Consider the following 24,438-nt stretch of genomic DNA (forward strand, 5'->3'; position numbering starts at 1 on the left):
CCGGTGTGAACGCCGGGTCACATCCGGTGTGCGCGCCGGGTCAGAGGTAGCCGCCGGGCTCCTCCCGGTGCGCCGGGTCCTGCGCCCGGTCCTCCCGCACGGCGTACAGCTCCGCCAGCGTCATCGGCCTCTCCGGCGCGGTGGCCCCGCTGCCGAGCCACCGGCGCGCCTCGGCGGCCGACAGCGGCTCGAACGCGACCTGGCTCAGGCACCGGCCCGGGCGGGTGATCGCCGGGTGCAGGCGGCCGACGTCCTCGTTGGTGGTGAGCAGCACCAGCACCCGCAGCCCGTGGCCGAGGATGCCGTCGCAGAGGTTGAGCAGCCGGCCCAGCGAGGCGCCGGCGCGCAGCTTCGCGTCCGCGCGCAGGTACTCGTCGCAGTCCTCGGCGATCACCAGGCGCCACTTCCCGTCGTCCCGGTCCGCGCCGGCCCCGGCCACGTCCAGCAGGTACTGCGGGCCGTCGAACAGCCGCTCCGGATCCATGACGTAGTGCGTCTGGCACCACCCCGCCCACGCCCGCGCGAGCGCGCGGGCCGCCGTCGTCTTCCCGGTGCCCGGGGCGCCGTGCCAGAGCACCAGCCGGCCGGCCCGGGTGGCGGGCGAGCGCAGGGCCATGAGGTCGCCGAGCGCGGCCGCCGTCCGGGCGGTGTAGTTGCCCGCCACCTCCTCCCACGCCGGCGCCTCGACCCGGCGGGTGGTCATTGAGCCCTCGCCGTCCCGCTCGGCCCAGAAGCGCATGCGCACCGAGCCCTCGGGCAGGGTGGCGGCGCGCCGGGCGCCGTCCGCGAGGTGCGCCACCGCCGCCTCGACCTCGGCGCGCTCCCGGCCGACGACGTCGATCTCGGTGACCTGCCCGCCCCCGTCGATGCGGGCGAGCACCCCGCCCCAGGCGGCGACGACCGTGCGCTGGTCGCTCAGCTGCTGGTCCAGCCGGATCTCCGCGCCCTCGGGCAGCAGCGCCGGCGGGTCGGCCACCGCGCCGGCGACCTCCGCGTCGCGGGCGTACCGCATGCCCTCCCACTGGGCGCGCACCAGCAGGCCGGTGCCCACCTCGCTGAGGTAGCTCAGCCAGTAGTGCGCGTCCAGCCCGTCGTCCCCCATGACGGCCACGCTACGGCGGAGGACCGACGGTCCCGGCCCGGCCGGCGGCGCTCAGAGGGCCGGCGGTGCGCCGCGCAACCGGACGACGGCGGCGCGGTGGTTGCGGCGGCCGACCGCGCGCCACGCGGTCCGGACGGCGGGCGGGAGGGCGGCGAGCACGCGGGCGCGGTCGATGGCCGAGGCGTCCTCGAGCACGAGGCCCAGCACCAGCATCTGCTCGCGGCCCGAGAGGGTCGACCCCGACGCGCGGATCGCGGCGGCCCACTCACCGGCCGGCAGGTGGGCGGCGAGCAGCGGCAGCAGGTCGGCCTCGTCCGCCGCGGTGGGCTCCGCCACGGCGTCGGCGACGAGCCCGCAGGCGCGGACGAAGGCGTCGCGCGCGGGGCCCGTGCCGGCCACGGCCCACTGCCGGGTCGCGGTCGAGAGGTCGCGGAGCCGGGAGTCCAGCGGGGCGGTCCGGTCCGTCCATGCGAGCAGGTGCCGCCGGGCGCCGTCCACCTCCGCGGCCGGCAGCGACCGGAGCAGCGCGGGCCACAGCCGCTCCCGCTCGACCGCGTGGTGCGCGAGCAGCACCCGTGCGACCAGGTCGGCGTGCTCGGTGAGCTCGGTCGTGCGGCCGGCGTCGTCGGTGGTCGCCCACGACGCGAGCTCGGCCAGCAGCCGGAGCTCCCGGTGCACGGCCCGGTGCAGCACCCGCTGGTAGGCGGTCGCGGCGCCGCCCGGCGCGGGCGGAGCAGGAGAGGAGGGGACGGGGGTCGGCAGCTCGGGGCGGGGGAGGACCGCGGCGGTCATGGCACCTCGTCGGGAGTCGGCTGGAGCTGGGGTCGACGCTAGGGACGGGGACGTCCCGGCCGACAGGGGCGGACGTCCCGGTCCGGACGGGACCGTTTCGCGGAACGGGGCTCCGGGACGACGACGCACCGGCGCCCGGGCGGAGGCCCGGGCGCCGGTGGTCGGGAGTTGCTGCGAGGCTGGACGCATGCCGCCCGTCCGCAGCTCCGGCGTCCTGCTGTTCCGCCGTGGCGGGAACGGCGTCGAGGTGCTGCTCGGCCACATGGGCGGCCCGTTCTGGGCGCGCAAGGACGACGGCGCCTGGTCGATCCCCAAGGGCGAGCACGGCCCGGACGAGGACGGCGAGGCCGCCGCGCGCCGCGAGTTCGCCGAGGAACTCGGCCGGCCGGTGCCCGCCGCGGCGCTGCACCCGCTGGGCGAGGTGCGGGGCCGCAAGCTGCTCACCGTCTGGGCGGCCGAGGGGGACCTCGACGCGACGGCGATCAGCAGCGGCACCTTCCCGCTGGAGTGGCCGCCGCGATCGGGGCGCGTGCAGGAGTTCCCGGAGATCGACCGGGCCGCCTGGTTCGACCTCACCACCGCGCGGGCGAAGATCGTGCAGGCGCAGCTGCCCTTCCTCGACCGGCTGGCCGCGCACCTCGCCGGCTGACCACTGCGAGGGGATCACCCGGCCGGGGTCTCAAGGTGGGATCGCGCGGTTCCGATGTACGACGGGTGAGCCGCTCCCGAGCGCCCGAGGTGGCGACGCTGCGCGTCATGGCGCAGACGCTCGCCATCCTCTACGGGTTCGGCGGCGCGGCCGGGCTGCTCATCACCGCCGGGGCCGGGCCGGGCGCGCACCGCCCCGTCCTGCTCGTCCTGGCGCTCACCGCGCTGGCCGCGGCGGCCGGCGTCGGCCGCTGGGGTGCCCGGTGGCCGCGCCCGGTCTTCGACGTCGTCGTGGGCTCGGCGACCGTGCTCATCTCGATCGGCGTGCTGGTCAGCCCCGACCCCGCCACCGCGCTGGCCGCCGCCGCGCTCATCGCCTTCGTGGTGGTCGACGCGCACCTGTTCTTCTCCGGCCGCCGGGCGTGGGTGCACCTGGCGCTCGCCGTCGGCGCCGTCACCGCGGCGATGCACGCCTCCGGTCAGGTGCCGCCGGCCACGGCGCTGGGCCTGGACGCGGTCCTGGTCGGCCTCGGCGTCGTCATCCGCCGGCTGGTCATCCGCGCCTCCGGCGCCAGCCGCGACCCGCTGACCGGGCTGCGCAACCGCCGCGGTTTCGACGAGGCGCTCGACGAGCTGCTGTCGGAGGCGGCCCGCACCCGCGAGCCGCTGTCGGCCGCGCTCCTCGACGTCGACCACTTCAAGCAGGTCAACGACACCTACGGCCACGAGGCCGGCGACCGGGTGCTGTGCCGGGTCGCCGACGTCTGGCAGGCCGAGCTGCCGGCCGGTGCGGTGCTCGCCCGGCACGGCGGCGACGAGTTCTCGCTGCTGCTGCCCGGGACGCGCGGCCTCGACGCGCTCGCCCTCGTCCGCCGCATCTGCGCCCTGCACCCCGACGTCCCGCTCTCCTGCGGCGTCACCCAGCACGCGACCGGCGACAGCGCCTCCCAGCTGATGCGCGGCGCGGACCGCGCGCTCTACGACGCCAAGCTCCTCGGCCGCGGCCGGGCGGAACTCTTCCCCGGTCCCGCCGCCCGCCCCGACGGCGCGATGCCCGGGGTGCGGCCGCCTCGCGGCTGAGGAACCGCAGGTCACCGCGCTCTCACCCGGGAGTTCCCGAACCGGGTCACCCAGCAAGTCGGATGCATCGCAGTCCGTGACGGCGCGCACGGTCGTGATCGCGGCGAGACAGAGCATGGCCTGCGGCACCCGGCTCCCTGGCAGGTTCGCCCGCATTCCACGGGGAGTCGATCGAGGGAGAACAGGGATGCGGTACTTCAAGGCGGCGGCGGGTGCAGCCGCGGCCATGGCGCTGGTCGTCGTGTCACCGGCGGCGGCCGGCGCGGACGACGGCAAGGGGCACGCCCCGGGTGGGGACGTCACCACCGTCGTCGGAGGGCTCGACGGACCACGGCAGCTCAGCGAGTACAAGGGGCGCCGGCTTATCGTCGCCGAGGCCGACACGGGGGAGGTGACCTGGATCGACCCGCGCGGGGGGCGGTCCCACACCATCCTGTCCGGCCTGGGCAACGCCCAGGGCGTCGACTACGTGCGCGGCCTGATCTACGTCGCGATCGGGGAGTTCGCCGGTCCGCCGGAGGCGGGCGAGGGCCTGCCCAGCCAGCAGGTGGTCGAGGCGACGCCGGGCGGGGAGATCCTGCGGACCTGGGACCTCCTGCAGTACGAGCTCGACAACAACCCCGACGGCCAGCAGCAGTTCGTCGACGGCGAGCCGTTCGAGACGCTGTCCAACCCGTTCTCGGTGCTCGCCCAGCCGCACCGGATCCTCGTCTCGGACGCCGGTGCGAACGCCGTCCTCTCCATCGACCGCAAGACCGGGGAGATCAGCACCTTCTTCGTCCCGCCGGTGGTCACCGACGTCGAGGGGTGCGCGGAGGCGTTCAACAACCCGGGCACGGTCGGCTGCGACCCGGTGCCCACGGAGATCACCGAGGGGCCGGACGGGAAGATCTACGTCGGCACGCTGGGCGCGGAGGTGCCCGGCGCAGCGCGGGTGTACGTGCTGGACCAGCACGGCACGCAGGTCGGCGTCATCGATGGCCTGACCGGCGTCACGGGGGTGGCCGTGGACCGCAAGGGCACGGTCTACGTCTCCAACGTGCTCGAGGGCGCGCCGATGGGTGAGGGCCCGCCGCCGACGGACTTCGACCCGTCGACGGTCGGCGAGCTCACCCGGATCGAGCGGGACGGCGACCGGTCCACCGCGCAGGTCACCATGCCGACCGGCCTGGAGATCGAGGGCGGGGACCTCTACGCCTCGGCGTGGAGCATCGCCGGCTTCCTCGGCATCCCGTCGGCCGGTGAGATCCAGCGGGTCGGCCCGGGCGCCTTCACGACGGCGGCTCCCTGATCCGGCGGTAGCACCGGGAGGGCGGTCGGGGATCTCCCCGGCCGCCCTCGCGGTCTGCCGGGGTGGGGTCAGGGCAGCCCGGCGTGCGGGACGGCGACCTCCGTGGCCACCAGCACCGCCTCGCGCGCCGGCGCCCGCGTGTGCTCGTAGAAGTCGGGCGCGCAGCACAGCAGCAGCGTGCGGCCGTCGTCGCCACCGAGCGCGCAGGCGTAGGTGCCCAGGCCGTCCGGCGCGGCGATCTCCTCGACCACCCGCCCGCCGGGTGCGACCCGCAGCACCCGCGAGCCGAAGCCGTCGGCGACCCACACGTGCCCCTCGGCGTCGAGGGTGCACCCGTCCGGGACGACGACGACCTGGCCGAGCAGCTCCTCGACCGAACCGCCCACCGGCTCGGGACCGAACTCGGCCCACGTGCGTCGTGGACCCAGCGAGCCGTCGGCGGCGATGTCGAAGGCCGAGAAGCGGTTGCCCCAGGTCTCGCCGACCAGCAGCGTGCCGCCGTCCGGGGTGATCACCGAGCCGTTCGGGAAGCGCAGCCCCTCGGCGACGACGGTGACCGTGCCATCGGGGTCGACCCGCTTGAGCGACGCCGGGGCCGGTGCGCCGCCGCCCATGAGGTCGAAGCCGAAGTCGCCGACGTAGGCCCGGCCGGCGGCGTCGACCACCATGTCGTTGAGGTGTCCGCCGCAGACCGCGGACAGGTCGGCGTGGGTGGACACCTCGCCGTCGGTGAGCCGCAGCAGCCGCTGGTCCTTCATGGAGACCACCAGCAGCGAGCCGTCGGGCAGCCAGCCCAGCCCCGAGGGCTGGTTCTCCACCTCCAGGACGACGGTCTCCGGGCCGCCCGCGGCCGCCACCCGGCTCACCGTGTGCCGGTAGAAGTCCGACACCCACCACTGCCCGTCGCGCCACCGCGGCGCCTCGAAGTAGGAACCGCCCTCCAGCATCGTCCGGAACGCTCGATCAGCCATGCCGCCGGACGCTACGACCATCCGGACCCGTCGACCACCTGCGGTTTCCACCTCCGGAGGCCTGGGCAGGGGGTAGGCCATGGCGACGGAAGACGCGCACCGGTGAGCGTCCGGGACCTCCTCGAGCGCGCGGTGGACCGCGTCGAGGCGTGGCAGGTGCTCGACGCGCCGGGCTACCAGGTCGAGCACGGGGTCTCGCTGACCTTCCTGCTGGCCGGCCGGTACGCCCGCCCGCTGCAGGACCTGCTGCACGGTGTCTGGCTCGGGCACCCGCTGCACCCGGTCCTCGTCGCGGTACCGATCGGCTCGTGGAGTGCGGCCGCCCTGCTCGACGGCCTCGACGCCACCGGCCGCGGCGGTCCGGGTGCCGGGCAGGCGGCCCGCGCGGTCGTCGGTCTGGGGATCGCCGGCGCGGTTGGCTCGGCCGCGACCGGGATGACCGACTGGCAGCACGCCCACGACGAGGCCCGCCGGGTCGGGATGGTGCACGGCGCGCTCAACAGCGCCGCGCTGGCGCTCTACACGTGGTCGTTCGCCGACCGGGGCCGCGGGCGCGCCGCACGGGCGCGGGTGACCGCCGCCGCCGGGTACGCCCTCGTGCTCGCCAGCGGCTACCTGGGCGGCGTGCTCTCCTACCGCCACCGGCTGGGCGTCGACCACTCCGCGGCCGGCCGGTCGCCGCGGGTCTTCACCCCGGTGGCCCGCCTCGCCGACCTCCCCGACCGCGAGCCGGTCGAGGTCACCGCCGACGGGGTGCCGGTCGTGCTGGTCCGCACCGACGAGGAGGTGCGGGCGCTCGGCGGTCGCTGCCCGCACCTGGGCGGCCCGTTGGCGGAGGGCTGGCTGCACCGCGACGAGCTGGTCTGCCCGTGGCACGGGTCGCGGTTCGACGTCGGTACCGGGGAGCCGGCGCAGGGGCCGGCCACGGCGCCGCTGCCCTGCTACGACACCCGGGTCCGCGACGGCGCGGTCGAGGTGCGGCGGCGGGCCCGCCGGCGCCCCCCGACGGCGATCACCACGGGGGCGGAGGCGGCCCGGTGAAGGCCGACGAGGTCCTGATCGCACACCACGACGTGCTGCGCGGGCTGCTCCGCGAGCTGGCGGAGACCACCGACGACCAGACCGGCCGGCGCGAGGAGCTGCGCGACCGGTTCCTGCGCGAGATCGAGATCCACGCCCAGATCGAGGACGAGCTGTTCTACCCCGCGGTCCCCGACGTCTCGCCGCTGCTGGCGCTCGCGCACGCCGAGCACCGGCAGATCGACGACCAGGTCGCCACCGTGATGCGCCTGGACGTCACCGACCCGGAGTTCACCACCGAGGTCCGCATGCTGGAGAAGACGGTGCGCCACCACACGATGGAGGAGGAGCAGCGGATGTTCCCCCAGTCGCACGCCCTGGGGGAGGAGCGCCTCGAACAGCTCGGCGAGCAGCTGCGCGCCCGGAAGCGGGAGCTCGAGGACTCCGGCGGGATGCGGCTGATCGTGCGGCTGAAGCGGGCGACGCTGCGCCACGCGTAGCCGCGCGGCGGTCTCCCCGCCGCGCCGCCGTCCTCGGCCGCGCCGCCGTCCCCGGCCGTGCCGCCGTTCCCCGGCCGGGCGCGCACGGCCGGGGAACCGGAGCCGGTCAGACGACGCGACGCGCCGTGTTGTAGCCCCACATCGAATCCACCGGCACGACCGCGACCGGGTTGCCGTAGGTCGAGGAGTGCACCATCAGGCCGTCGCCGATGTACATGCCGACGTGGCCGACCGGGTCGTAGAAGAAGATCAGGTCGCCGGGCTGCAGGTTGGCGCGGTCGACGTAGACCCCGGCCGTCGACTGGGCCCGCGAGGTCCGCGGGATCTCGACGCCCGCCGCCTGGTAGGCCGACCAGGTCAGGCCGGAGCAGTCGTAGCCGCCCGGGCCGGTGCCGCCCCAGACGTAGGGCTTGCCCTGCTGCGCCAGGGCCGTGTCGACGGCGACCTGCGCGGCGTGGTTCGGGGCGACAACGGTGCTGGTGACGACGGGCCCCGTGCCGCCGCCCCCGGCGTCACCGGTCGAGGCGGTGGCGGCGAACGGGGTGAGGGCGATGCCTGCACCGGTGAGCAGGGCGAGCGCCGCCCCGCGGGCGGAACGACGGGTGGTGGACGTGCGAGTGGTCGTCATGGACGACGGTTTCTCCTGTTCTCCGACAACCGCCTACCGGGTGAGCTGACGGGTTCGGGCGGGGAACGCGCCCGGCGCCCCGGACTGGCCGGTGGCGCTTCACCCCAGAACTTCGGTGGGTCCCCGGTCCGCGCGACGGCTTGTGCCGGTGCACGGTTCGGCGGTGTCCGTCCGGGTGTCACCGGGGGTGGTGACGGCGGGTCCCGGCCGGACCGCGGGGAACGCTAGGTCGGTCACGGATAGGTCACAACGCGACCGACACGCCGCCCGTCGGCGCTCCTCGGTGCTGCCCGGCTCGTCGCCGCCGACCGCGACTCGCGAGCCGACCACCGGGGTTGCGCCGGCGGCCGGAGGCCTGCGTCGGGGTCCGGTGACGGACCGCTGTCGGCCGTGTACTTCTCCGGACGGCGGTGTGGCTCAACGCTGCGTGCTCGACCCATCGGGCCTCCGTAGCCGCGGGCCAGCGACCGTCGCAGCGTCCGCCGCGTCGTAGCGGTCGGTCGACGTCGGCCGGGTCGCGACGTCAGCCCCCGTCGCACCGGTCAGCCGACGTCGCAGCGGTCAGCCGACGTCGCAGCGGCACGGGCAGTCTTCGGCGTGCACCGGCCGGCCGCTCCGGTCGTCCAGCTCGTCGCACTCCGGCGGGCACGCGCACGTCCAGCCGTCGTCGATGTGCCGGAAAGCCCCGGCCTCGAAGCGCCGCTGCAGCTCCTCCTGCCGCCGTCGCGCGGCGCCCGCCCGCCGGGCCGCGGCGCGCTCCTCCGGGGCATCGCCGGGCTGGGGGAGGAGGTGGTCGTCCGGGCGATCGCGGGTGCGGTCGGCGGCGTCCTCCCACGGGCTTCGCCGGTCGAAGGTGTACGTCGGTCGCGGTCGCCCGGGCTGGTGCTCCCACCGCCATGCGCGTTCCTCGCTGAGCATCGTGTCGAGATGGGCGGGGAACCGCCGACCGGCCCTGTCGCGGACGGCGCCCGCGGCCATGCCTTCGACCGGGCGACCCGCATCGTCGAGCAGGACGAGCCGGAGACCGGCGAGGTCCGCCGCGGCGGCGAGCAACCGGGCGTCAACGCCGCGGGTCCCTGCCTCCATGGCGGCCACGGCGGACTTCGAGACGCCCAGCCGGGCCGCCATTTCCCGTTGGGACAGATCGGCCCGGCGGCGGATCCGCCGCAGCAGACCGCACAGGTCGAACTCCGTTGGCACACGGTCGTCGGGCACCCGCCGAGCCTGTCCACCGGGCCCGGCCAGGTGCGACCCCATGTGCCCTTCTGTGGATAGTCACGCTCTGCCCACACCCGCGGGGCAGAGGGGTACTGGGCCGGGAGGGCGCCGGACGCAGCTAGATCTCTGCCCACTGCGGCGGGGCGGAGGGTGACTGTGCCCGGAAGGAGTGTGGCGGTGGCGCGCTGGCTGTCTGCCCACTGCGGCGGGGCGGAGGGTGACTGTGCCCGGAAGGAGTGTGGCGGTGGCGCGCTGGCTGTCTGCCCACTGCGGCGGGGCAGAGCGTGACTGTCTTCGAGGAACCTCTCCCCGTCCGGCCCGGGCAGCCGCCGCGCCTCCGACGGCGCCGGGCCGAGGGGTACGAATGCGGCGGGACCCGCGGCGGTTTCGCGGGAGGGCGCGGCCGACGGTGGCCGGCACCACAACGGGGTCCGGGGCACATGGCAGCATCGCCGGGTGGCCCGTCTGCTGATCGCCAACCGCGGCGAGATCGCCGTCCGCATCGTCCGCGCCGCCGCTGCCGAGGGCTGGACCTCGGTCGGCGTCGCCGCCGCCGACGAGCCCGACGCACCCCACCTCGCCGCCGCTGACGAGGCGCACCTCCTCCCCGGCAGCGGACCGGCCGCCTACCTCGACGCCGCCGCGATCGTGCAGGCCGCGCTCGCCACCGGCTGCGACCTCGTCCACCCCGGCTACGGCTTCCTCTCCGAGACCCCCGATCTGACCCGTGCCTGCGCGGAGGCCGGCCTCACCGTCGTCGGGCCGGACGCCGAGGACCTGGCCGTCCTCGGCGACAAGGCGCTGACCCGCAGCCGGGCCGCCGAGGCCGGCGTGCCCGTACCGCGCGCGGCCGACGGGGACGCGGCCGCGGTCGCGGCACTCCTCGACGAGGTCGGCGCCGTCATGCTCAAGGCCCGGTTCGGCGGCGGCGGGCGGGCGACTCGGGAGCTGCGCCGGAGGGACGACGTCGCCGCCGCGCTCGACGCGGTGCAGCGCGAGGCACGTGTCGCTTTCGGCAGCGGCGAGGTGCTCGCCGAGGAGCTGGTCGAGCGGGCGCGCCACATCGAGGTGCAGCTCCTCGGGGACGGCCGGGGGAGTGTCGTCGCGCTCGGGGACCGCGACTGCTCGCTGCAGCGCAACCGGCAGAAGGTCGTGGAGATCGCCCCCGCGCCCCGGCTCCCCGACGGCGTCCGCGCCGAGCTCGCCCGAGCGGCGCGCGCCGTCGTCGGCAGCGCCTTCCGGGGCCTGGCGACCGTGGAGTTCCTCGTCCCCGCGGACGACCCCGCCGCGTTCGTCTTCCTGGAGTGCAACCCGCGCCTGCAGGTCGAGCACACCGTCACCGAGGAGACGCTCGGGCTGGACCTCGTGCGGCTGCAGCTGCGGGTCGCCGCCGGCGCCACCCTTCCCGACCTCGGGCTGGCCGACGGCGCGCCGCGGCCGGTCGGCACCGCCGTCCAGGCCCGGGTCGTCGCGGAGACGGTCACCGCCGACGGCGCCGTCCCCTCGGCCGGCACGATCACCGCCCTCGCGCTGCCCGGCGGCCCGGGCGTGCGCGTCGACACCGCCGCCCGCCCGGGCGCCGAGCAGAGCCCCCGCTACGACCCGCTGCTGGCCAAGGTGGTCGTGCACGAGCGCGCCGGCTCGCTCGCCGACGCCCTGCGCCACCTGCACCGGGCGCTCGGTGAGGTCCGGGTCGACGGCGTCCCGACCAGCACCGACTTCCTCCGCGCCCTGCTCGCGCACCCCGGGGTCGCCGAGGCCACGACCACCTTCGTCGAGGACCACCTCCCGGAGCTGGTGGGCGACGAGGCGCCCGCGGCGGAAACAGGTGAAGGGCTGCGTGCACCGGTGCCCGGCACCGTCGTCGCGATCGAGGCGGCCGACGGCGCGACGCTCGATCCCGGTGCAGCGGTCGTCGTCCTCGAGGCGATGAAGATGGAGCACGTCGTCGCGCTGCCCGCCGGCGGCACCGTGCGGCGCATCGCGGTGCGGATCGGCGAGACCGTGCGCCAGGGCCAGCTGCTGGCCGACGTCGCGCACGCCGACGGGGACGCCGCGGCCGACATCGCCGCGATCGACCCCGACGCCGACCGCCCGGACCTCGCTGAGGTGCGCCGCCGCCACGAGATCGGCCTCGACGAGCACCGCACCGACGCGGTCGCCAGGAGGCACGCGCAGGGCCGGCGCTCCGCGCGGGAGAACCTGGCCGACCTCGTCGACGAGGGCAGCTTCCTGGAGTACGGGCCGCTGGTCTTCGCCGCGCAGGAGCGCCGCCGCAGCCGCGAGGAGCTGCAGGAGCGGACCCCGGCCGACGGCGTCGTCGGCGGGCTGGCCGACATCGACGGCGACCCGGCCGTCGTCGTCTCCTACGACTACACCGTGCTCGCCGGCACCCAGGGCATGCGCGGGCACCTGAAGAAGGACCGGCTGTTCGAGCTCGCCGAGAAGCGGCGGCTGCCCGTCGTCCTCTTCGCCGAGGGCGGGGGTGGGCGGCCCGGCGACGTCGACCACCCCGTCGTCTCCGCGCTCGACACCGCCGCCTTCTCCCTCTTCGGCCGGCTCTCGGGCCTGGTGCCCACCGTCGGCATCGCCAGCGGCCGCTGCTTCGCCGGCAACGCCGCCCTGCTGGGCACCTGCGACGTCGTCATCGCCACCGAGGACGCGAACATCGGCATGGGCGGCCCGGCGATGATCGAGGGCGGCGGGCTCGGCGTCGTCGCTGCCGAGGAGATCGGGCCGATCGACGTGCAGCACGCCAACGGGGTCGTCGACGTCCGGGTCGCCGACGACGCGGCCGCCGTCGCCGCGGCCCGGCGGTACCTCTCCTACTTCCAGGGGCCGGTCGCGGACTGGACCGCACCCGACCAGCGGCTGCTGCGCCACCTAGTGCCGGAGAACCGCAAGCGGGTGTACGACGTGCGTGCCGTCCTGCACGCGCTCGCGGACGAGGGCAGCGTGCTCGAGCTCCGCGACGGCTGGGGCGCCGGCATGGTCACCGCCCTCGCCCGGGTGGAGGGTGCGCCGCTCGGCGTGATCGCCAACGTGCCCACCCATCTCGGCGGCGCCATCGACGCCGACGCCGCCGACAAGGCCGCGCGCTTCCTCCAGCTCTGCGACGCCCACGGCCTGCCGGTGCTCTCGCTCTGCGACACCCCGGGCTTCATGGTCGGCCCCGAGTCGGAGAAGACCGCGACGGTGCGCCACTTCTCCCGGCTGTTCGTCACCGGCGCCAACCTGTCGGTGCCGATCGGCACGGTCGTCGTCCGCAAGGCCTACGGGCTCGGCGCCCAGGCCATGGCCGGCGGCAGCACCAAGGTGCCGCGGTTCACCGTCGGCTGGCCCACCAGCGAGTTCGGGCCGATGGGGCTGGAGGGCGCGGTGCGCCTCGGCATGCGCCGGGAGCTCGCGGCCATCGAGGACGACGCCGAGCGGGCGGCGGCCTACGACGCCGCGGTCGCCGCCGCCTACGAGAAGGGCCGCGGGCTCAACGTCGCCGCGCACTGGGAGATCGACGACGTGATCGACCCGGCCGACACGCGCCGCTGGATCGCTACGCTGACCCGCGAGGTGGCGGCCACGCCGCGGCCGGCGGGGCGGGTGCGCCCGCACGTCGACACCTGGTGAACCACCCGGTCGTGTGGTTGGCGAACTGCGCGGCGGGGCACGGAGGACGACGAGCACTGCGCCGGCGGCAGCCGGTGCGACGACGAGGAGGCACGACATGGGAATGATGCGGAAGCTGATCGCGTCCGGGGTGGCGGCCAAGGTCTTCCAGGAGGCCAAGAAGCCGGAGAACCAGGCGAAGATCAAGAAGTTCATCGCGGACTTCCAGAACAAGAGCGGTGGTGGCGGCAGCGGCAAGGGTCGCGGCGCCGTCCGCTGACCTGGCCCCGCACCGTGCGGAGCCGCGGAGCGACCCCCGATCCCGAGGCGACCGCCTCGCGGACGGGGGTCGCTCCCGTTGCGGGGTCCGCCCACGGGGCCCCGGGGAGGACCCGCGAGGAGCGCTGGCAGGAACGGCTCGCCCTGCCGGTCCTCGTGGCGGCGCTGGCCTCGGTCCCGGCCATGTTCCTCACCGTCGCCGAGGGCACGCTGGGCACCGCCGGGCACGTCGTCGACCTGGTCAGCGGTCTGGTCCTCGTCGCCGAGACCGTCATCCTGCTGGTCGTCGCCGAGAACAAGCGCGCCTGGATCCGCGGTCACCTCGGCCTGCTCGCGCTCACCGCCGCGGTGGTCGTCGCCGTCGTCTTCGCCCTCGGCCCGGTGCAGATCCTCCGGCTGGTGCGCACCGTCGGCGCGCTGCGCATCCTGCGCGCCGGCCGCATCGTCAAGGCCGCCCGCAGCGTCAGCGACCGGATGGGCTTCAGCGGGCGGCTCGCGCACGTCGCCGCCGCGGGGGCCGGGGTGCTGGTCGCCGTCTTTGTCGGGGTGGTCCTCGCCGACCCGACCTCCCGCTCGCGCGACCTGCTCACCGCCGTGCTGGGCGACGTCGGCACCCCGGCGATCGTCGTCCTCTCCGCGGTCGCCGGGGTCGTCCTCGGCGTGGCCACCTACCTGCTCGCCCGCGACCCCGGCGCGGGCGCGGACGCCGACGACGGTGTGCGGCCCGCGCGATGACGCCGCCGTGACAGCTCGGCCCCGGACGCATGGACGCCCCGGGAACGGGCACCCACCCCCGCATGGGAATCATGAGCAAGCTCGTCAAGGGTGGCATGGCCAAGAAGGTCGTGGACGAGGCCCGCAAGCCGCAGAACCAGCGCAAGATCAAGGACGCGATCTCCAGCTTCACCGACAAGGGCAAGGGCAAGGGCAGCGGCACCAAGCCGCGCTGACCTGCCCGAGCACAGCGGAGAGGATCAGCGATGACCGAGGGATCCATGACCGGCCGCCCGTACGGCGGCACGAACGACAAGTCCGCCGAGCAGGGGCTGCCCGGCGAGACCCCGGAGCACGACGAGGTCGGCGCCGCGCCGGAGCAGTCGCCGCGGGCGGCGCAGGGCGAGATGTCCGACGACGTCACGCGTAGGCCGGCCGACGGCGACGAGCCGGGCGGCATGGCCGACGCCACCGGGCCGCAGGGCTGAGCATCCGGTAGACCTTCGGACGTGCACCGCATCGCCGTCCTGGACGACCACCAGTCCGCCGCCGCCGAGTACTGCGACTGGTCGCTGCTGCCCGGGCCCGTGGAGGTCGTCGAGTTCCACGACACCGCCGCGGGCCCGGACGCGCTCGTCGTCCGGCTGCGCGGCTTCGACGTCGTCCTGGCCATGCGGGAGCGCAGCCGGTTCGACCGCGGCGTGCTCGAGCGGCTGCCCGACCTGCGGCTGCTCGTGACCACGGGCATGCGCAACAAGTCCATCGACGTCGCCGCCGCCGCCGAGCTCGGCATCACCGTCTGCGGCACCGCCTCCTCGGCCACCTCCACCGTGGAGCTCACCTGGGCGCTGGCGCTGGCCAGCCTCCGCCACCTGCCGCAGGAGGACGCGTCGATGCGCGCCGGGGGGTGGCAGACCACGATCGGCGGCGACCTGCACGGCGCTCGGCTCGGCGTCATCGGTCTCGGCCGGATCGGCGCGCAGGTGGCCCGCGTCGGGCAGGCGTTCGGCATGGACGTCGTCGCGTGGAGCCAGAACCTCACCGACGAGCGCGCCGCCGAGGTCGGGGTGCGCCGGGTCGAGCGTGACGAGCTGTTCGCGACCTCCGACGTCGTCACCGTGCACCTGCTGCTGTCCAAGCGCACCCGCGGGCTGATCGGCGCCGACGACCTCGCGCTGATGAAGCACACCGCGGTGCTGGTGAACACCAGCCGCGGCCCGATCGTCGACGAGGCCGCGCTGGTCGACGTGCTGCGCCGCGGAGCGATCGCCGGCGCCGGCCTCGACGTCTACGACGCCGAGCCGCTGCCGCCAGACCACCCGCTCCGCGAGCTGCGCCGGGCGGTGCTCACCCCGCACCTGGGCTACGTCACCCGCGGCACCTACGAGGTCTTCTACCGCGAGTCGGTGGAGGACGTCGCGGCCTGGATGGCGGGGAACCCGGTCCGGGTGATCGAGCCCGCGTAGCCGGCTCACCGCCCTCCGGGCAGCCACGTCACCCGGCGTCCCGGCGCAGCAGCGACCACCCACCGGCGGCCAGGGCCGCCGCGGCCCAGCCGGCGAGCAGCGCCGTGGCCTGCCCCGCGGTCATGTCCGGCTCGCCGAGCAGGGTCCAGACCGCCCCCGAGCCCGGCAGCAGCTCGCCGACGTCGGCCGCCCACGCGCCGAAGGCGGGCAGCAGCACCGGCAGCACGAGCAGCAGCAGGAACACCGCCGCCAGCGCGCCGGCCGTGCTGCGCAGGAGGAAGCCGAGGCCGGCGGTCAGCACCCCGGCGGCGAGGAGCACGCCGGCGATCCTGCCGAGGCTCCCGGCCAGCTCCCCGGAGGAGAGCACCAGGTCCGGCGCGAGCAGCTTCGCGAGGACGTCGGCGGCGAGGGCGAGCAGCACCGCGGCCGCGGTGGCGACGGCGACCGGCACGGCCACCCGCGCGGCGAGCAGCACGCCCCGGCGCGGGGTCCACTGCAGGGTCGGCGCGATCGCCCCGCTGCCGTACTCGGAGGTGACCGCGAGCAGCACGAGCACCAGCAGCGCGAACTGGCCGACCAGCGTGCCGTACTCGCCGGCGACCGTCGCGGCCACCGTCGTCCCGGAGGCGTTGGCCATCTCCGCCTCGTCCTCCGCCTCGTCCAGGGCGGAGAGGGTCCCGATGCCGACGGTCGCCACCGCGGCCGCGAGCAGGCACCACCACGTCGTCCGCACGGTGCGCAGCCGCAACCACTCGGCGATCGCGGCCCGGGCGAGGACGGTCGCGGTGCCCGGCTCGGCCACCCGGGCGGTCGCGGCGGTCATGCCCGCACCTGCCCGGCCGGCTCGGGGGCGCCCGCCACCCGGTACTGGACGCTGTCCCCGGTGAGGTCGAGGTAGATCTCCTCCAGGGAGTGCTGCTGCTCGGCCAGCCGGTGCACGGCCACGCCCGTCTCCAGCGCGACGTCCCCCACCGTCTCGGCGGAGGCGCCCTCGACGAGGAGGTCGCCGTCGCCGGTGGGGTGCACCCGCAGACCGCGCCGCAGCAGCGCGCCCGCGAGGTCGTCGGTCGACGGCGTCCGCACGACCACCTTCCGGCCGGCGTGCTCCCCGCGCATGACCTCGGCGATCGGCGCGTCGGCGATCAACCGCCCGCGGCCGATGATGACCAGGTGGTCGGCGGTCTGCTCCATCTCGCTCATCAGGTGGCTCGACAGCAGCACCGTGCGGCCCTCGCCGGCCAGGTCCCGCACCAGCCGGCGGACCCACCGCACCCCGTCGAGGTCCAGCCCGTTCATCGGCTCGTCGAACAGCAGGACGGCGGGGTCGCCGAGCAGCGCACCGGCGATGCCGAGGCGCTGCCGCATGCCCAGCGAGTAGCCCTTCACCCGCCGTCGGGCCGCGGGGCCGAGCCCCACCTGCTCGATCACCTCGTCGACCCGGCGCAGGGGGAGGCCCTGCGTCCGGGCGGCCACCCGCAGGTGGTCGCGGCCGCTGCGGCCCGGGTGCACCGCCTGGGCGTCGAGCAGCGCGCCGGCCGCCCGCAGGGGCTCGCCGAGCCGGGGGAACGGCCGTCCGCCGACGAGCGCCGAGCCCGAGGTCGGCCGGTCCAGGCCGAGGACCATGCGCATCGTGGTGGACTTGCCCGCACCGTTGGGGCCGAGGAAGCCGGTCACCGCACCGGGGCGGACGTCGAAGGTGAGGTCGTCGACGGCGCGGACGGCACCGTAGGTCTTGGTCAGCCCGCGCACCTCGATCACGCCGGGCTCCTGGAGAAGGATCTGGTCATGACCGGCAGCCTGTCCCGCGAGAGGGACCGCGCGGATCACCCCACGGCGCCGACCTGGGTCCCCCGCGCGGGGGAGGACCGGAGCGCCCGCGCGGGGGAACCGCCGGGCGCGCCGGTCGGCGAGGATCGGGCCGTGCCTCCCTCGACCTTCCCGCGCACCGCCGCCGAGATCGCCGCCCGGCTGCGCGCGGTGGTCGTCACCGCGGCCGGCCCCGGTTGGCCGGGGCGGGTCCTCTACGCGCTGGCGGCCGTGCCGATCGGCGCGCTGTGCCTGGCGATCTACGCCGCCCTGGTGGGCGCCGTGGTCGCGGTGGTCTACGGCATCGGGGTGCTGCTGATCCTGCTCGTGCTGGCCAGCGTCCGCGGGTTCGCCGGCCTGGACCGACGGCTGGCCCGGACGCTGCTGGCCGTCGACATCCCCGACGGCGAGCGGGTGCGCCGGCTGCCGGGCGTCCTGACCCGCCTGCGCCGGCTGGTCCTCTCCGCGGGTACCTGGCGGGCGCTCGGCTGGGTGGGGGTGCGGGTGCTCCTGGGGGTGGCCACGATCGCCACCGCGTTCTTCGGCACGGCCGTCCTCGTCGGGCTCCTCGACGAGGTCGGCTGGAACCTGGTCAACGCGCTGCCGCTGCTGGCGCTCGCCGCCCTCGACGTCGTCGTCACCCTCGTGGTGCTGGACCTGGTCGTCCGGCTGGCCGCCTCGGTCGCACCGCGCCTGCTCGGCGCCGGGGCCGAGCAGCAGATCGCCGCGCTCCAGCAGAGCAGCCGCCGCCTCGCCGACCGCAACAAGCTGGCCCGCGACCTGCACGACACCATCGGGCACTCGCTGACCGCCAGCCTGCTGCAGGCCACGGCCGCCCGCCGCACGCTCACCCCCGCCGACGGCCGCCCGGTGCAGCCCGACTTCGCCCGCCAGGCGCTCGGCCACATCGAGACCAACACCCGGGCCGCGCTCGCCGAGCTCGACCGGGTGCTCACCGTGCTGCGTGACGGGGACGGCCCGTCCGAGGGCCCGGCGTTCGCCGCGCCGTCCCTGGCCGACCTCGACGACCTGCTCGCCGGCCTGCGCGACGGCGGCCTGCCGGTCGCCCTCGTGATCGACGGCGAGGTCGACGACGTGCCGCCGGGCGTGCAGGAGCTCGCCTACCGGGTGGTGCAGGAGGGGACGACGAACGTGCTGCGGCACGCCGGGTGCCCGCTGACCGTCGCGCAGGTGGTGCGCAGCGGCGACACCCTCGACATCCGGGTGGTCAACGAGCGGGCCTCGCAGCTGGACAGCCGGCCGGGGCCCGGGGGCGGCCGGGGGCTGGCCGGCCTGCGCGAGCGGGCCGCGGCGGCCGGCGGCACGCTGCGCGCCGAGCCGACCCCCACCGGCGGCTTCGAGCTGTGCGCCACGCTGCCGCTGGCGGGGGCCGCATGACCCTGCGGCTGCTCCTCGTGGACGACGACGTGCTCGTCCGCTCGGGCCTGCGGGTGATCCTCGAGAGCGAACCCGACCTCACCGTCGTGGGCGACGCCGGCACCGGGCGGGAAGCCCTCGACGTGGCGGCGCGCACCGATCCCGACGTCGTGCTCATGGACGTGCGGATGCCCGACATCGACGGCATCGCCGCCACCCGCGAGCTGGTCGCGCGCGATCCGCAGCGCCCGCGCGTGCTGGTGCTGACCACCTTCGAGGACGATGACTACCTGTTCCGCTCGCTGCAGGCCGGGGCCAGCGGGTTCGCGCTCAAGCGCGCCGACCCCGACGAGCTCGTCGACGCGATCCGGGTGGTGGCGCGCGGCACCTCGCTGGTGCTGCCCGACCTCACCCGGCGGCTGATCGCCTCGCACGCGCCGTCCCGTGCCCGGGGGGACGCCGCGCTGCCCGAGCTGACCGGGCGGGAGGCCGACGTCCTGCGGCTGGTGGCCGGCGGGCTGTCCAACGCGGAGATCGCCACCGAGCTGTTCCTCAGCCGTGAGACGGTGAAGACCCACGTCAGCAGCGTGCTGCTCAAGCTGCGCGCCCGGGACCGCACCCAGGCGGTCATCGCCGCCTACGAGAGCGGCTTCATGACCGCCTGAGTGCACGCCGTTTCGCGGGGGTCGAGCCGCTCCACCGGACGTCCAGCCGCGCCGTGACGCGGCTCGACGTCCGGCGGGCCGGCTTGACCCGCCCGTCGGCAGCGGAGTCGAGGAGGTGCTCAGACGAGGAAGCGGTAGGCCGTCGTCCCCGGGGCCACGAGCTGGATGCGCAGCGGGCTGGCCTCGCACCGCGCCAGCAGCGCGGGCAGCCCGTCGGCGCTGCCCAGCTCGATGCCGGTGAGCGCCGCGCCGGTCTCCCGGTTGTCCCGCTTCACGTACTCGAACAGCACGATGTCGTCGTCGGGGCCGAGCACCTCGTCGAGGAAGCGGCGCAGCGCACCGGGCTCCTGCGGGAACTCCACCAGGAAGTAGTGCTTCAGCCCGCGGTGCACCAGCGAGCGCTCGATCACCTCGGCGTACCGGCTGACGTCGTTGTTGCCACCGGAGAGCAGGCAGACGACGGTCTGCCCCGGCTCCACGCCGGCCAGCCCGCCGTTGACCGCCGACGAGGACAGCGCGCCCGCGGGCTCGGCGATGATCCCGTCGGCCTGGTAGAGGTCGAGCATCTCGGTGCAGACCTGCCCCTCGGGCACCGTCAGCAGCTCGGCGCCGGAGTCGCGCACCAGGGGGAGCGTCACCGCGCCCACCCGCCGCACGGCCGCGCCGTCGACGAAGGTGTCGATCTCCGGCAGCTCCACCGGCTTCCCGGCGGCCAGCGCCGCCGCCATGCCCGCCGCGCCCGCCGGCTCCACGCCGACCAGCCGGGTGCCGGGGGAGTGCCGGCGCAGCCACGTGCCGCACCCGGCCAGCAGCCCGCCGCCGCCCACCGGCAGGACGACGACGTCGGGTGCGCACCCGAGCTGCTCGAGCACCTCCACCGCCACCGTCGCCTGCCCGGTCACCGTGCTCAGCGCGTCGAAGGCCGGCACCAGCGTCGCCCCCGTCGTGGCGGAGTCGGCCGCAGCCGCGGCGGCGGCCTCGTCGTAGGAGTCGCCGACGACGACGAGGGTCGCCATGTCGCCGCCGAGCGCGGCGATCCGCTCGCGCTTCTGCCGCGGCGTCGTTCCCGGCACGTAGACCCGCCCGCGCACCTGCAGGGCCCGGCAGGCGTAGGCCACCCCCTGCCCGTGGTTGCCGGCGCTGGCGCACACCACCCCGGCCGCGCGTGCGGCGCCGTCCAGCCCGGCGATGGTGTTGTAGGCACCGCGGATCTTGTAGGAGCGGCCCACCTGCAGGTCCTCGCGCTTGAGCCACACGTCGGCGCCGGTGAGCCCGGAGAGGCGGGCGTTGCGCTGCAGCGGGGTCCGCTCGGCCACCCCGGCGAGCCGGCGTCCCGCCTCCCGCACCGCGCTGGAGAAGTCGTCGGGCGACGCGTCGTCGCGAGGAGTACCGCTCACACCGCCCATCGTCGACGACACGCCCCCGGGCCGGGGCGGGAGGTCACGGTTCGGTGCGTGATGTGCCCCACGGGCTCGCGCGCGGGCCTACGGTCGGCGCCCCCCTTGGAGGCGGCGCGCGAGGCGGTGAGGTCGGTGGCCGGAGCCCTGGTCGTCTACGAATCGGTGGTCGGCGATGCGAGACGGGTCGCGATGGCCGTGGCCCACGGGTTGTGCAGCCGGCTGGAGGTCGACGTCGCCTGCGCGCGCGAGGCCCCGATGCTGCTGCCCGCCGACGTGCGGCTGCTCGTGGTCGGCGGGCCGGCGCACGCGTTCGGCATGCCGCGCCCGGCCACCCGCGAGGGCGCGGTCCGGGACCACGCGGCGGTGATCCCCGACGTTCCCTTCGGCCTGCACGAGTGGCTGGGCGCCGTCCGCCTGCCCCGCGGCACCCAGGCGGCGGCCTTCGACACCCGCACGGACCTCCCGGTGCTGCTCACCACGCTGGACCACGCGGCGCGGACGGAGGAGACGCTGCTCCGCCGGCTGGGCGCCACCCTGGCCGCGCCCGCCGAGCACTTCCTGATCGCCGACGTCGCCGGCCCGCTGGTCGACGGCGAGGAGGACCGCGCCCGCCGGTGGGGGCAGGCGCTGGCCGAGCTCGTGGCCCCGCACCGCATCCCGGTCCGCGGCTGACCGGTCCGCCGAGGGATGGTCAGCGCGGGTCGAGCAGCCGCAGGGGCGGCTGGGTGACCAGCCGCTTCTCGAAGGTCACCCGGTGCCGGCCGTCGTCGTCCTGCACGAACCGCAGCTGGTCGACCAGCGCGCGCATGAGCACCAGCCCGCGCCCGCGGTCGTCGAGGGGGGAGGTGGGCGCGTCCGCGGCGGTCGCCGGGTCGAACCCGGCACCGTCGTCCACCACGCTGATCCGGCACGTCTCGTCGTCGATCTGGACGTCGACCTGGTAGGCCTCGTGGTCGGCGGCGTGGTCGACGACGTTCGCGCAGGCCTCGGTCAGCGCCAGGACGATCTCGTCGACGACCGCCTGCGGGACGGTCAGGTGCTCCAGCGCCTGCCGCAGCAGACCGCGCACCAGCGGCACGCTGTGCGCGTCGGTCGGCAGGCGCACGTGGAAGTCGATGTTCACGGCCGTCCAGCCTCCTCCTGCACGGTGGCCTACCCTCGGACGTCCGGGACGACGCGCTGAGGGAGGTGAACGGTGCTCTTCGACGTGGAACGTGCGACGGTCGCCGGGCGTCCGGCGCTCACCGTACGGGGTGAGCTGGACCTCGCGACGGCCCCGCAGCTGACGGAGGCCGCCGAGGCCCTGCTGAGCAGCGGTCCCGCGGGCATCGTGGTGGACCTGACGCCGACGGTCTTCCTCGACTCCTCGGGTTCCCGCACCCTCATCGCCATCGCCCGCAAGGCCGCCGCCGCAGGCGCGGAGCTGCACGTGGTGGCCCCGCGGAGCAACCGTCCCGTCCGGCTGCCGATCGACCTGCTCGACCTCGGCGCGGTGGTGCCGATCGTGAACTCCGTCGGCGAGGTGCCCAGCCCCGCCATCAACCGCGACGCCACGTGACGTCGCCGCGGTGACGAGCTCCGCGGCCGGCCAGGCGCCCACCGTCGACGAGGAGGCGCTGGCCCGCTGCGCCGACGAGCCGATCGCCGTCCCCGGTGCGGTGCAGCCGCACGGTGCGCTGCTGGCGGTCAGCGAGCCCGATCTCGCGGTGGTCGTCGCCTCCGCCGGCGCCGCGGACCTGTTCGGCGGCCCGGTCGCCGGTCGCGCCATCGACGAGCTGCTCGACCCGGCCGACGCCGAGCGCCTGCGGGCGGGGCTCGCCGGCGACCTCGCCGAGCTGAACCCGCTGCGGGTGCGCGTGGGCGGGGAGGACGTCGACCTCGTGGTGCACCGGGCCGACGGCCTGCTGGTCACCGAGTGGGAGCCGGTCCGGGGCGCGGAGGAGGCCGGCAGCGCCTGGCACCGCCGGCTGCCCACGGTGCTGCAGCGGCTGTCGGCCAGCGCCACGCTCGACGAGCTGTCCGGCGTGCTCGCCCGCGACGTGCGCGCGCTGACCGGCTTCGACCGGATCATGGTGTACCGCTTCGACGCGGAGTGGAACGGCGAGGTCATCGCCGAGGACTGCCGCGCGGACCTCGAACCCTTCCTCGGCCTCTGGTTCCCGGCGAGCGACATCCCCGCCCAGGCGCGGGCGCTGTACGCGACCAACTGGATGCGGCTGATCCCCGATGCCACGTACCGGCCGGTGCCGCTGGAGCCCGCGATGGTCGGCGGGCGCCCCCTCGACCTCTCCGGGGCCATGCTGCGCAGCGTCTCGCCGGTGCACCTGGAGTACCTGGCCAACATGGGGGTGCGGGCCTCGATGTCGGTCTCGCTGGTCGACCGCGGGAAGCTGTGGGGCCTCATCGCCTGCCACCACTACGCCGGTCCGCACCGGCCCTCCTACACCGACCGCACCGCCGCGGAGTTCCTCGGCCGCACCGCCTCGCTGCTGCTGCCGACGAAGGTGGACGCCGGCGAGCAGGGCGGCGTCGTGGAGGTGGCGCAGCGCCAGGCCCAGCTCGCCGCGGTCATCGGCCGCACCCCGCGGGGCCTCGCCGCGGCCCTCACCGACGGCGAGGTCACCGCGCTGGACCTGCTGCCCGCCGCGGGCGCCGCCGTGCGGCTCGGCGGCCAGCTGCACCTCCTCGGGACGACGCCCCCGGCCGAGCGGATCGGCCCGCTGGTGGGCGACCTGCTGGCGGCCGGGATCCGCGCCACCGACGCGGTGAGCCGGGCCGTCCCGGCGGCGGCCGGCCTCGTCGCCACCGCCAGCGGCGTGCTGGTCGAGGAGGTGGCCGGTGGCCGCGGTGACTACCTCGCCTGGTTCCGGCCGGAGACGCTGCGCGAGATCACCTGGGGCGGCAACCCGTACACGTCCAAGACCGCGCAGACCGACGCCGGGCCGCGGCTGAGCCCGCGCCGGTCGTTCGACGCCTGGAGCGAGACGGTGCGGGAACGGTCGCAGCCGTGGCTCGACCACGAGGTGGCGGCGGCCCGCGGCCTGGCCGCTCTGCTCACCGCGACCGCCGCGAACCGGGCGACGGAGGACGACCGCCTGGCCACCGCGCTGCAGCGGACGCTCCTGCTGGAGCAGCTGCCGAAGGTGCCCGGCGTCGACCTGGCCGCGCGGTACCTGCCCAGCGCGGACGACGTCGTCGGCGGTGACTGGTACGACCTGGTGCCGCTGCCCGGGGGCCGGGTATCGGTCGTGCTGGGGGACGTCGCCGGGCACGGGCTGGCCGCCGCGGCGATCACCGCCCAGCTCCGGCACGCGCTGCGCGCCCACCTGCTGCGTGCGGCCGGCCCGGCCGCCGCGCTCGACGGGCTCAACGAGGTCATCGGCGCGCTGCTGCCCGGGGAGCTCGCCACCGCCGTCGTCGCCGAGCTCGACCCGGCGACCGGTGAGGTGCTCGTCGCCAACGCCGGGCACCTGCCGGTGCTGCACGCCACCGGCGGCGGCGCCGGGTACCTGCACGAGGGGCGGGGTCCCGCGCTCGGCCTGCTGGACGCCGCCGGTTACCGGGAGACGCGGCTGACCCTGGCCGGCGACGACCGCCTGCTGCTGGTGAGCGACGGGCTCGTCGAGCGCGGGCCCGGTGGGCTGAGCACCGGGCTGGACGAGCTGCGCGCCGCCGTCGCCGGCGGCCCGGTGGCACCGCAGGCGCTGCTCGACGCGGTGCTCACCGCCCTGGACCCGCCGCGCACCGACGACGTGACGCTGCTGGCCCTGGCGCGCACCTGAGCCGGGTCACGGCCGCGACACGATCCGGCCCGCGGCGGTGCGGCGCGGCGGAGGAGCCGGCGCCCGCGCCCTAGCCTCGCGCGGACGACCGGCGTC

At 76.1% G+C, this 24,438-nt stretch carries 25 protein-coding genes and 1 riboswitch; of the genes, 16 read left to right on the forward strand and 9 right to left on the reverse strand.

Translation table 11 applies throughout. From position 1 onward, the window contains the following. Positions 1 to 40: 40 nt before the first annotated feature. Together QOZ88_RS17495 and QOZ88_RS17500 are read right to left on the reverse strand one after the other, a co-directional pair. On the reverse strand, positions 41 to 1,102 hold the full coding sequence (locus QOZ88_RS17495) for a DUF5925 domain-containing protein (protein WP_306000995.1): 1,062 nt from the start codon (positions 1,100 to 1,102) through the stop codon (positions 41 to 43). A 51-nt stretch (positions 1,103 to 1,153) separates the two neighbouring features. Further along, positions 1,154 to 1,894 (reverse strand): hemerythrin domain-containing protein, encoded by a 741-nt coding sequence (locus QOZ88_RS17500; RefSeq protein WP_306000996.1) that lies wholly within the window; start codon positions 1,892 to 1,894, stop codon positions 1,154 to 1,156. 187 nt (positions 1,895 to 2,081) lie between these two features. On the opposite strand from QOZ88_RS17500, the gene QOZ88_RS17505 reads away from it, so the two are divergent. From QOZ88_RS17505 to QOZ88_RS17515, 3 genes are all read left to right on the forward strand, one after another. Then, positions 2,082 to 2,543 carry an NUDIX domain-containing protein gene (locus QOZ88_RS17505; RefSeq protein WP_306000997.1) on the forward strand — a complete coding sequence of 154 codons (462 nt, stop codon included), beginning with the start codon at positions 2,082 to 2,084 and terminating at the stop codon, positions 2,541 to 2,543. A 65-nt stretch (positions 2,544 to 2,608) separates the two neighbouring features. Next, a complete protein-coding gene (locus QOZ88_RS17510) occupies positions 2,609 to 3,622 on the forward strand; it encodes a GGDEF domain-containing protein (protein ID WP_306000998.1) in 1,014 nt (337 codons plus the stop codon). Between the two features lie 187 nt (positions 3,623 to 3,809). Further along, positions 3,810 to 4,913, forward strand: coding sequence for a ScyD/ScyE family protein (locus tag QOZ88_RS17515; protein ID WP_306000999.1), 1,104 nt, complete (start codon positions 3,810 to 3,812; stop codon positions 4,911 to 4,913). A gap of 68 nt (positions 4,914 to 4,981) precedes the next feature. Here QOZ88_RS17515 and QOZ88_RS17520 read toward each other — a convergent pair whose 3' ends face one another. Continuing rightward, entirely contained in the window at positions 4,982 to 5,884 is a 903-nt protein-coding gene (locus tag QOZ88_RS17520; protein ID WP_306001000.1) for an SMP-30/gluconolactonase/LRE family protein, read from the reverse strand. Between the two features lie 102 nt (positions 5,885 to 5,986). Between QOZ88_RS17520 and QOZ88_RS17525 the strand changes: the two genes are divergently transcribed. Both QOZ88_RS17525 and QOZ88_RS17530 read left to right on the forward strand, forming a co-directional pair. Further along, entirely contained in the window at positions 5,987 to 6,925 is a 939-nt protein-coding gene (locus QOZ88_RS17525; RefSeq protein WP_306001001.1) for a Rieske 2Fe-2S domain-containing protein, read from the forward strand. After that, on the forward strand, positions 6,922 to 7,404 hold the full coding sequence (locus QOZ88_RS17530) for a hemerythrin domain-containing protein (RefSeq protein WP_306001002.1): 483 nt from the start codon (positions 6,922 to 6,924) through the stop codon (positions 7,402 to 7,404). The genes QOZ88_RS17525 and QOZ88_RS17530 overlap by 4 nt, the downstream gene beginning before the upstream one ends. A 106-nt stretch (positions 7,405 to 7,510) precedes the next feature. Here the strand turns inward: QOZ88_RS17530 and QOZ88_RS17535 are convergent, their stop codons facing one another. Both QOZ88_RS17535 and QOZ88_RS17540 read right to left on the reverse strand, forming a co-directional pair. Beyond that, positions 7,511 to 8,032, reverse strand: a complete 522-nt coding sequence (locus QOZ88_RS17535; RefSeq protein ID WP_306001003.1) for a C40 family peptidase — start codon at positions 8,030 to 8,032, stop codon at positions 7,511 to 7,513. Between the two features lie 15 nt (positions 8,033 to 8,047). Next, positions 8,048 to 8,205: riboswitch (cyclic di-AMP (ydaO/yuaA leader) on the reverse strand. Positions 8,206 to 8,593: 388 nt separating this feature from the next. After that, the gene (locus tag QOZ88_RS17540; RefSeq protein WP_306001004.1) at positions 8,594 to 9,247 is read right to left on the reverse strand and encodes a helix-turn-helix domain-containing protein; all 654 of its coding nucleotides are present in this window, start codon (positions 9,245 to 9,247) and stop codon (positions 8,594 to 8,596) included. A 459-nt stretch (positions 9,248 to 9,706) separates the two neighbouring features. Here QOZ88_RS17540 and QOZ88_RS17545 point away from each other — a divergent pair, with 459 nt between their 5' ends. From QOZ88_RS17545 to QOZ88_RS17570, 6 genes are all read left to right on the forward strand, one after another. Then, entirely contained in the window at positions 9,707 to 12,874 is a 3,168-nt protein-coding gene (locus QOZ88_RS17545) for an acetyl-CoA carboxylase family protein (RefSeq protein ID WP_306001005.1), read from the forward strand. 97 nt (positions 12,875 to 12,971) lie between these two features. Further along, positions 12,972 to 13,133: a hypothetical protein gene (locus QOZ88_RS17550; protein WP_306001006.1), complete on the forward strand. Its 162-nt coding sequence runs from the start codon at positions 12,972 to 12,974 to the stop codon at positions 13,131 to 13,133. Positions 13,134 to 13,147: 14 nt separating this feature from the next. After that, positions 13,148 to 13,867 (forward strand): hypothetical protein, encoded by a 720-nt coding sequence (locus QOZ88_RS17555; protein ID WP_306001007.1) that lies wholly within the window; start codon positions 13,148 to 13,150, stop codon positions 13,865 to 13,867. A gap of 71 nt (positions 13,868 to 13,938) precedes the next feature. Continuing rightward, on the forward strand, positions 13,939 to 14,082 hold the full coding sequence (locus QOZ88_RS17560; RefSeq protein ID WP_306001008.1) for a hypothetical protein: 144 nt from the start codon (positions 13,939 to 13,941) through the stop codon (positions 14,080 to 14,082). Positions 14,083 to 14,112: 30 nt separating this feature from the next. Beyond that, a complete protein-coding gene (locus QOZ88_RS17565) occupies positions 14,113 to 14,334 on the forward strand; it encodes a hypothetical protein (RefSeq protein WP_306001009.1) in 222 nt (73 codons plus the stop codon). A 21-nt stretch (positions 14,335 to 14,355) separates the two neighbouring features. Beyond that, on the forward strand, positions 14,356 to 15,312 hold the full coding sequence (locus tag QOZ88_RS17570) for a D-2-hydroxyacid dehydrogenase family protein (RefSeq protein WP_306001010.1): 957 nt from the start codon (positions 14,356 to 14,358) through the stop codon (positions 15,310 to 15,312). A gap of 28 nt (positions 15,313 to 15,340) precedes the next feature. On the opposite strand, the gene QOZ88_RS17575 is transcribed toward QOZ88_RS17570, so the two are convergent. Together QOZ88_RS17575 and QOZ88_RS17580 are read right to left on the reverse strand one after the other, a co-directional pair. Beyond that, complete coding sequence (locus QOZ88_RS17575; RefSeq protein WP_306001011.1) at positions 15,341 to 16,135, reverse strand: hypothetical protein; 795 nt, start codon at positions 16,133 to 16,135, stop codon at positions 15,341 to 15,343. Beyond that, positions 16,132 to 17,070 carry an ABC transporter ATP-binding protein gene (locus tag QOZ88_RS17580; protein WP_306001012.1) on the reverse strand — a complete coding sequence of 313 codons (939 nt, stop codon included), beginning with the start codon at positions 17,068 to 17,070 and terminating at the stop codon, positions 16,132 to 16,134. Before QOZ88_RS17580 ends, QOZ88_RS17575 begins: the two co-directional genes overlap by 4 nt. Before the next feature lie 162 nt (positions 17,071 to 17,232). Here QOZ88_RS17580 and QOZ88_RS17585 point away from each other — a divergent pair, with 162 nt between their 5' ends. Continuing rightward, positions 17,233 to 18,516, forward strand: a complete 1,284-nt coding sequence (locus QOZ88_RS17585; protein WP_306001013.1) for a sensor histidine kinase — start codon at positions 17,233 to 17,235, stop codon at positions 18,514 to 18,516. Further along, the gene (locus QOZ88_RS17590) at positions 18,513 to 19,160 is read left to right on the forward strand and encodes a response regulator transcription factor (RefSeq protein WP_306001014.1); all 648 of its coding nucleotides are present in this window, start codon (positions 18,513 to 18,515) and stop codon (positions 19,158 to 19,160) included. The genes QOZ88_RS17585 and QOZ88_RS17590 overlap by 4 nt, the downstream gene beginning before the upstream one ends. Positions 19,161 to 19,279: 119 nt before the next feature. On the opposite strand, the gene ilvA is transcribed toward QOZ88_RS17590, so the two are convergent. Continuing rightward, positions 19,280 to 20,566 carry a threonine ammonia-lyase IlvA gene (gene ilvA, locus QOZ88_RS17595; RefSeq protein WP_306001015.1) on the reverse strand — a complete coding sequence of 429 codons (1,287 nt, stop codon included), beginning with the start codon at positions 20,564 to 20,566 and terminating at the stop codon, positions 19,280 to 19,282. A gap of 126 nt (positions 20,567 to 20,692) precedes the next feature. Between ilvA and QOZ88_RS17600 the strand changes: the two genes are divergently transcribed. Continuing rightward, entirely contained in the window at positions 20,693 to 21,232 is a 540-nt protein-coding gene (locus QOZ88_RS17600) for a hypothetical protein (protein ID WP_306001016.1), read from the forward strand. Between the two features lie 19 nt (positions 21,233 to 21,251). Here QOZ88_RS17600 and QOZ88_RS17605 read toward each other — a convergent pair whose 3' ends face one another. Further along, complete coding sequence (locus QOZ88_RS17605; RefSeq protein WP_306001017.1) at positions 21,252 to 21,683, reverse strand: ATP-binding protein; 432 nt, start codon at positions 21,681 to 21,683, stop codon at positions 21,252 to 21,254. Between the two features lie 72 nt (positions 21,684 to 21,755). On the opposite strand from QOZ88_RS17605, the gene QOZ88_RS17610 reads away from it, so the two are divergent. Both QOZ88_RS17610 and QOZ88_RS17615 read left to right on the forward strand, forming a co-directional pair. After that, complete coding sequence (locus tag QOZ88_RS17610; protein ID WP_306001018.1) at positions 21,756 to 22,118, forward strand: STAS domain-containing protein; 363 nt, start codon at positions 21,756 to 21,758, stop codon at positions 22,116 to 22,118. A 10-nt stretch (positions 22,119 to 22,128) separates the two neighbouring features. Then, entirely contained in the window at positions 22,129 to 24,342 is a 2,214-nt protein-coding gene (locus tag QOZ88_RS17615; RefSeq protein ID WP_306001019.1) for a SpoIIE family protein phosphatase, read from the forward strand. The last annotated feature ends 96 nt before the right edge of the window (positions 24,343 to 24,438 follow it).

The organism is Blastococcus carthaginiensis (genome assembly GCF_030731085.1).
In the GTDB taxonomy this organism is placed as follows: domain Bacteria; phylum Actinomycetota; class Actinomycetes; order Mycobacteriales; family Geodermatophilaceae; genus Blastococcus; species Blastococcus carthaginiensis.

What these genes read in the sequence shown, in the direction of transcription:
- QOZ88_RS17495 (WP_306000995.1), bottom strand. Translation starts at nt 1,102, where the DNA reads ATGGGGGACGACGGGCTGGACGCGCACTACTGGCTGAGCTACCTCAGC.
- QOZ88_RS17500 (WP_306000996.1), bottom strand. Translation starts at nt 1,894, where the DNA reads ATGACCGCCGCGGTCCTCCCCCGCCCCGAGCTGCCGACCCCCGTCCCC.
- QOZ88_RS17505 (WP_306000997.1), top strand. Translation starts at nt 2,082, where the DNA reads ATGCCGCCCGTCCGCAGCTCCGGCGTCCTGCTGTTCCGCCGTGGCGGG.
- QOZ88_RS17515 (WP_306000999.1), top strand. Translation starts at nt 3,810, where the DNA reads ATGCGGTACTTCAAGGCGGCGGCGGGTGCAGCCGCGGCCATGGCGCTG.
- QOZ88_RS17520 (WP_306001000.1), bottom strand. Translation starts at nt 5,884, where the DNA reads ATGGCTGATCGAGCGTTCCGGACGATGCTGGAGGGCGGTTCCTACTTC.
- QOZ88_RS17535 (WP_306001003.1), bottom strand. Translation starts at nt 8,032, where the DNA reads ATGACGACCACTCGCACGTCCACCACCCGTCGTTCCGCCCGCGGGGCG.
- QOZ88_RS17550 (WP_306001006.1), top strand. Translation starts at nt 12,972, where the DNA reads ATGGGAATGATGCGGAAGCTGATCGCGTCCGGGGTGGCGGCCAAGGTC.
- QOZ88_RS17560 (WP_306001008.1), top strand. Translation starts at nt 13,939, where the DNA reads ATGAGCAAGCTCGTCAAGGGTGGCATGGCCAAGAAGGTCGTGGACGAG.
- QOZ88_RS17565 (WP_306001009.1), top strand. Translation starts at nt 14,113, where the DNA reads ATGACCGAGGGATCCATGACCGGCCGCCCGTACGGCGGCACGAACGAC.
- QOZ88_RS17575 (WP_306001011.1), bottom strand. Translation starts at nt 16,135, where the DNA reads ATGACCGCCGCGACCGCCCGGGTGGCCGAGCCGGGCACCGCGACCGTC.
- QOZ88_RS17590 (WP_306001014.1), top strand. Translation starts at nt 18,513, where the DNA reads ATGACCCTGCGGCTGCTCCTCGTGGACGACGACGTGCTCGTCCGCTCG.
- ilvA (WP_306001015.1), bottom strand. Translation starts at nt 20,566, where the DNA reads ATGGGCGGTGTGAGCGGTACTCCTCGCGACGACGCGTCGCCCGACGAC.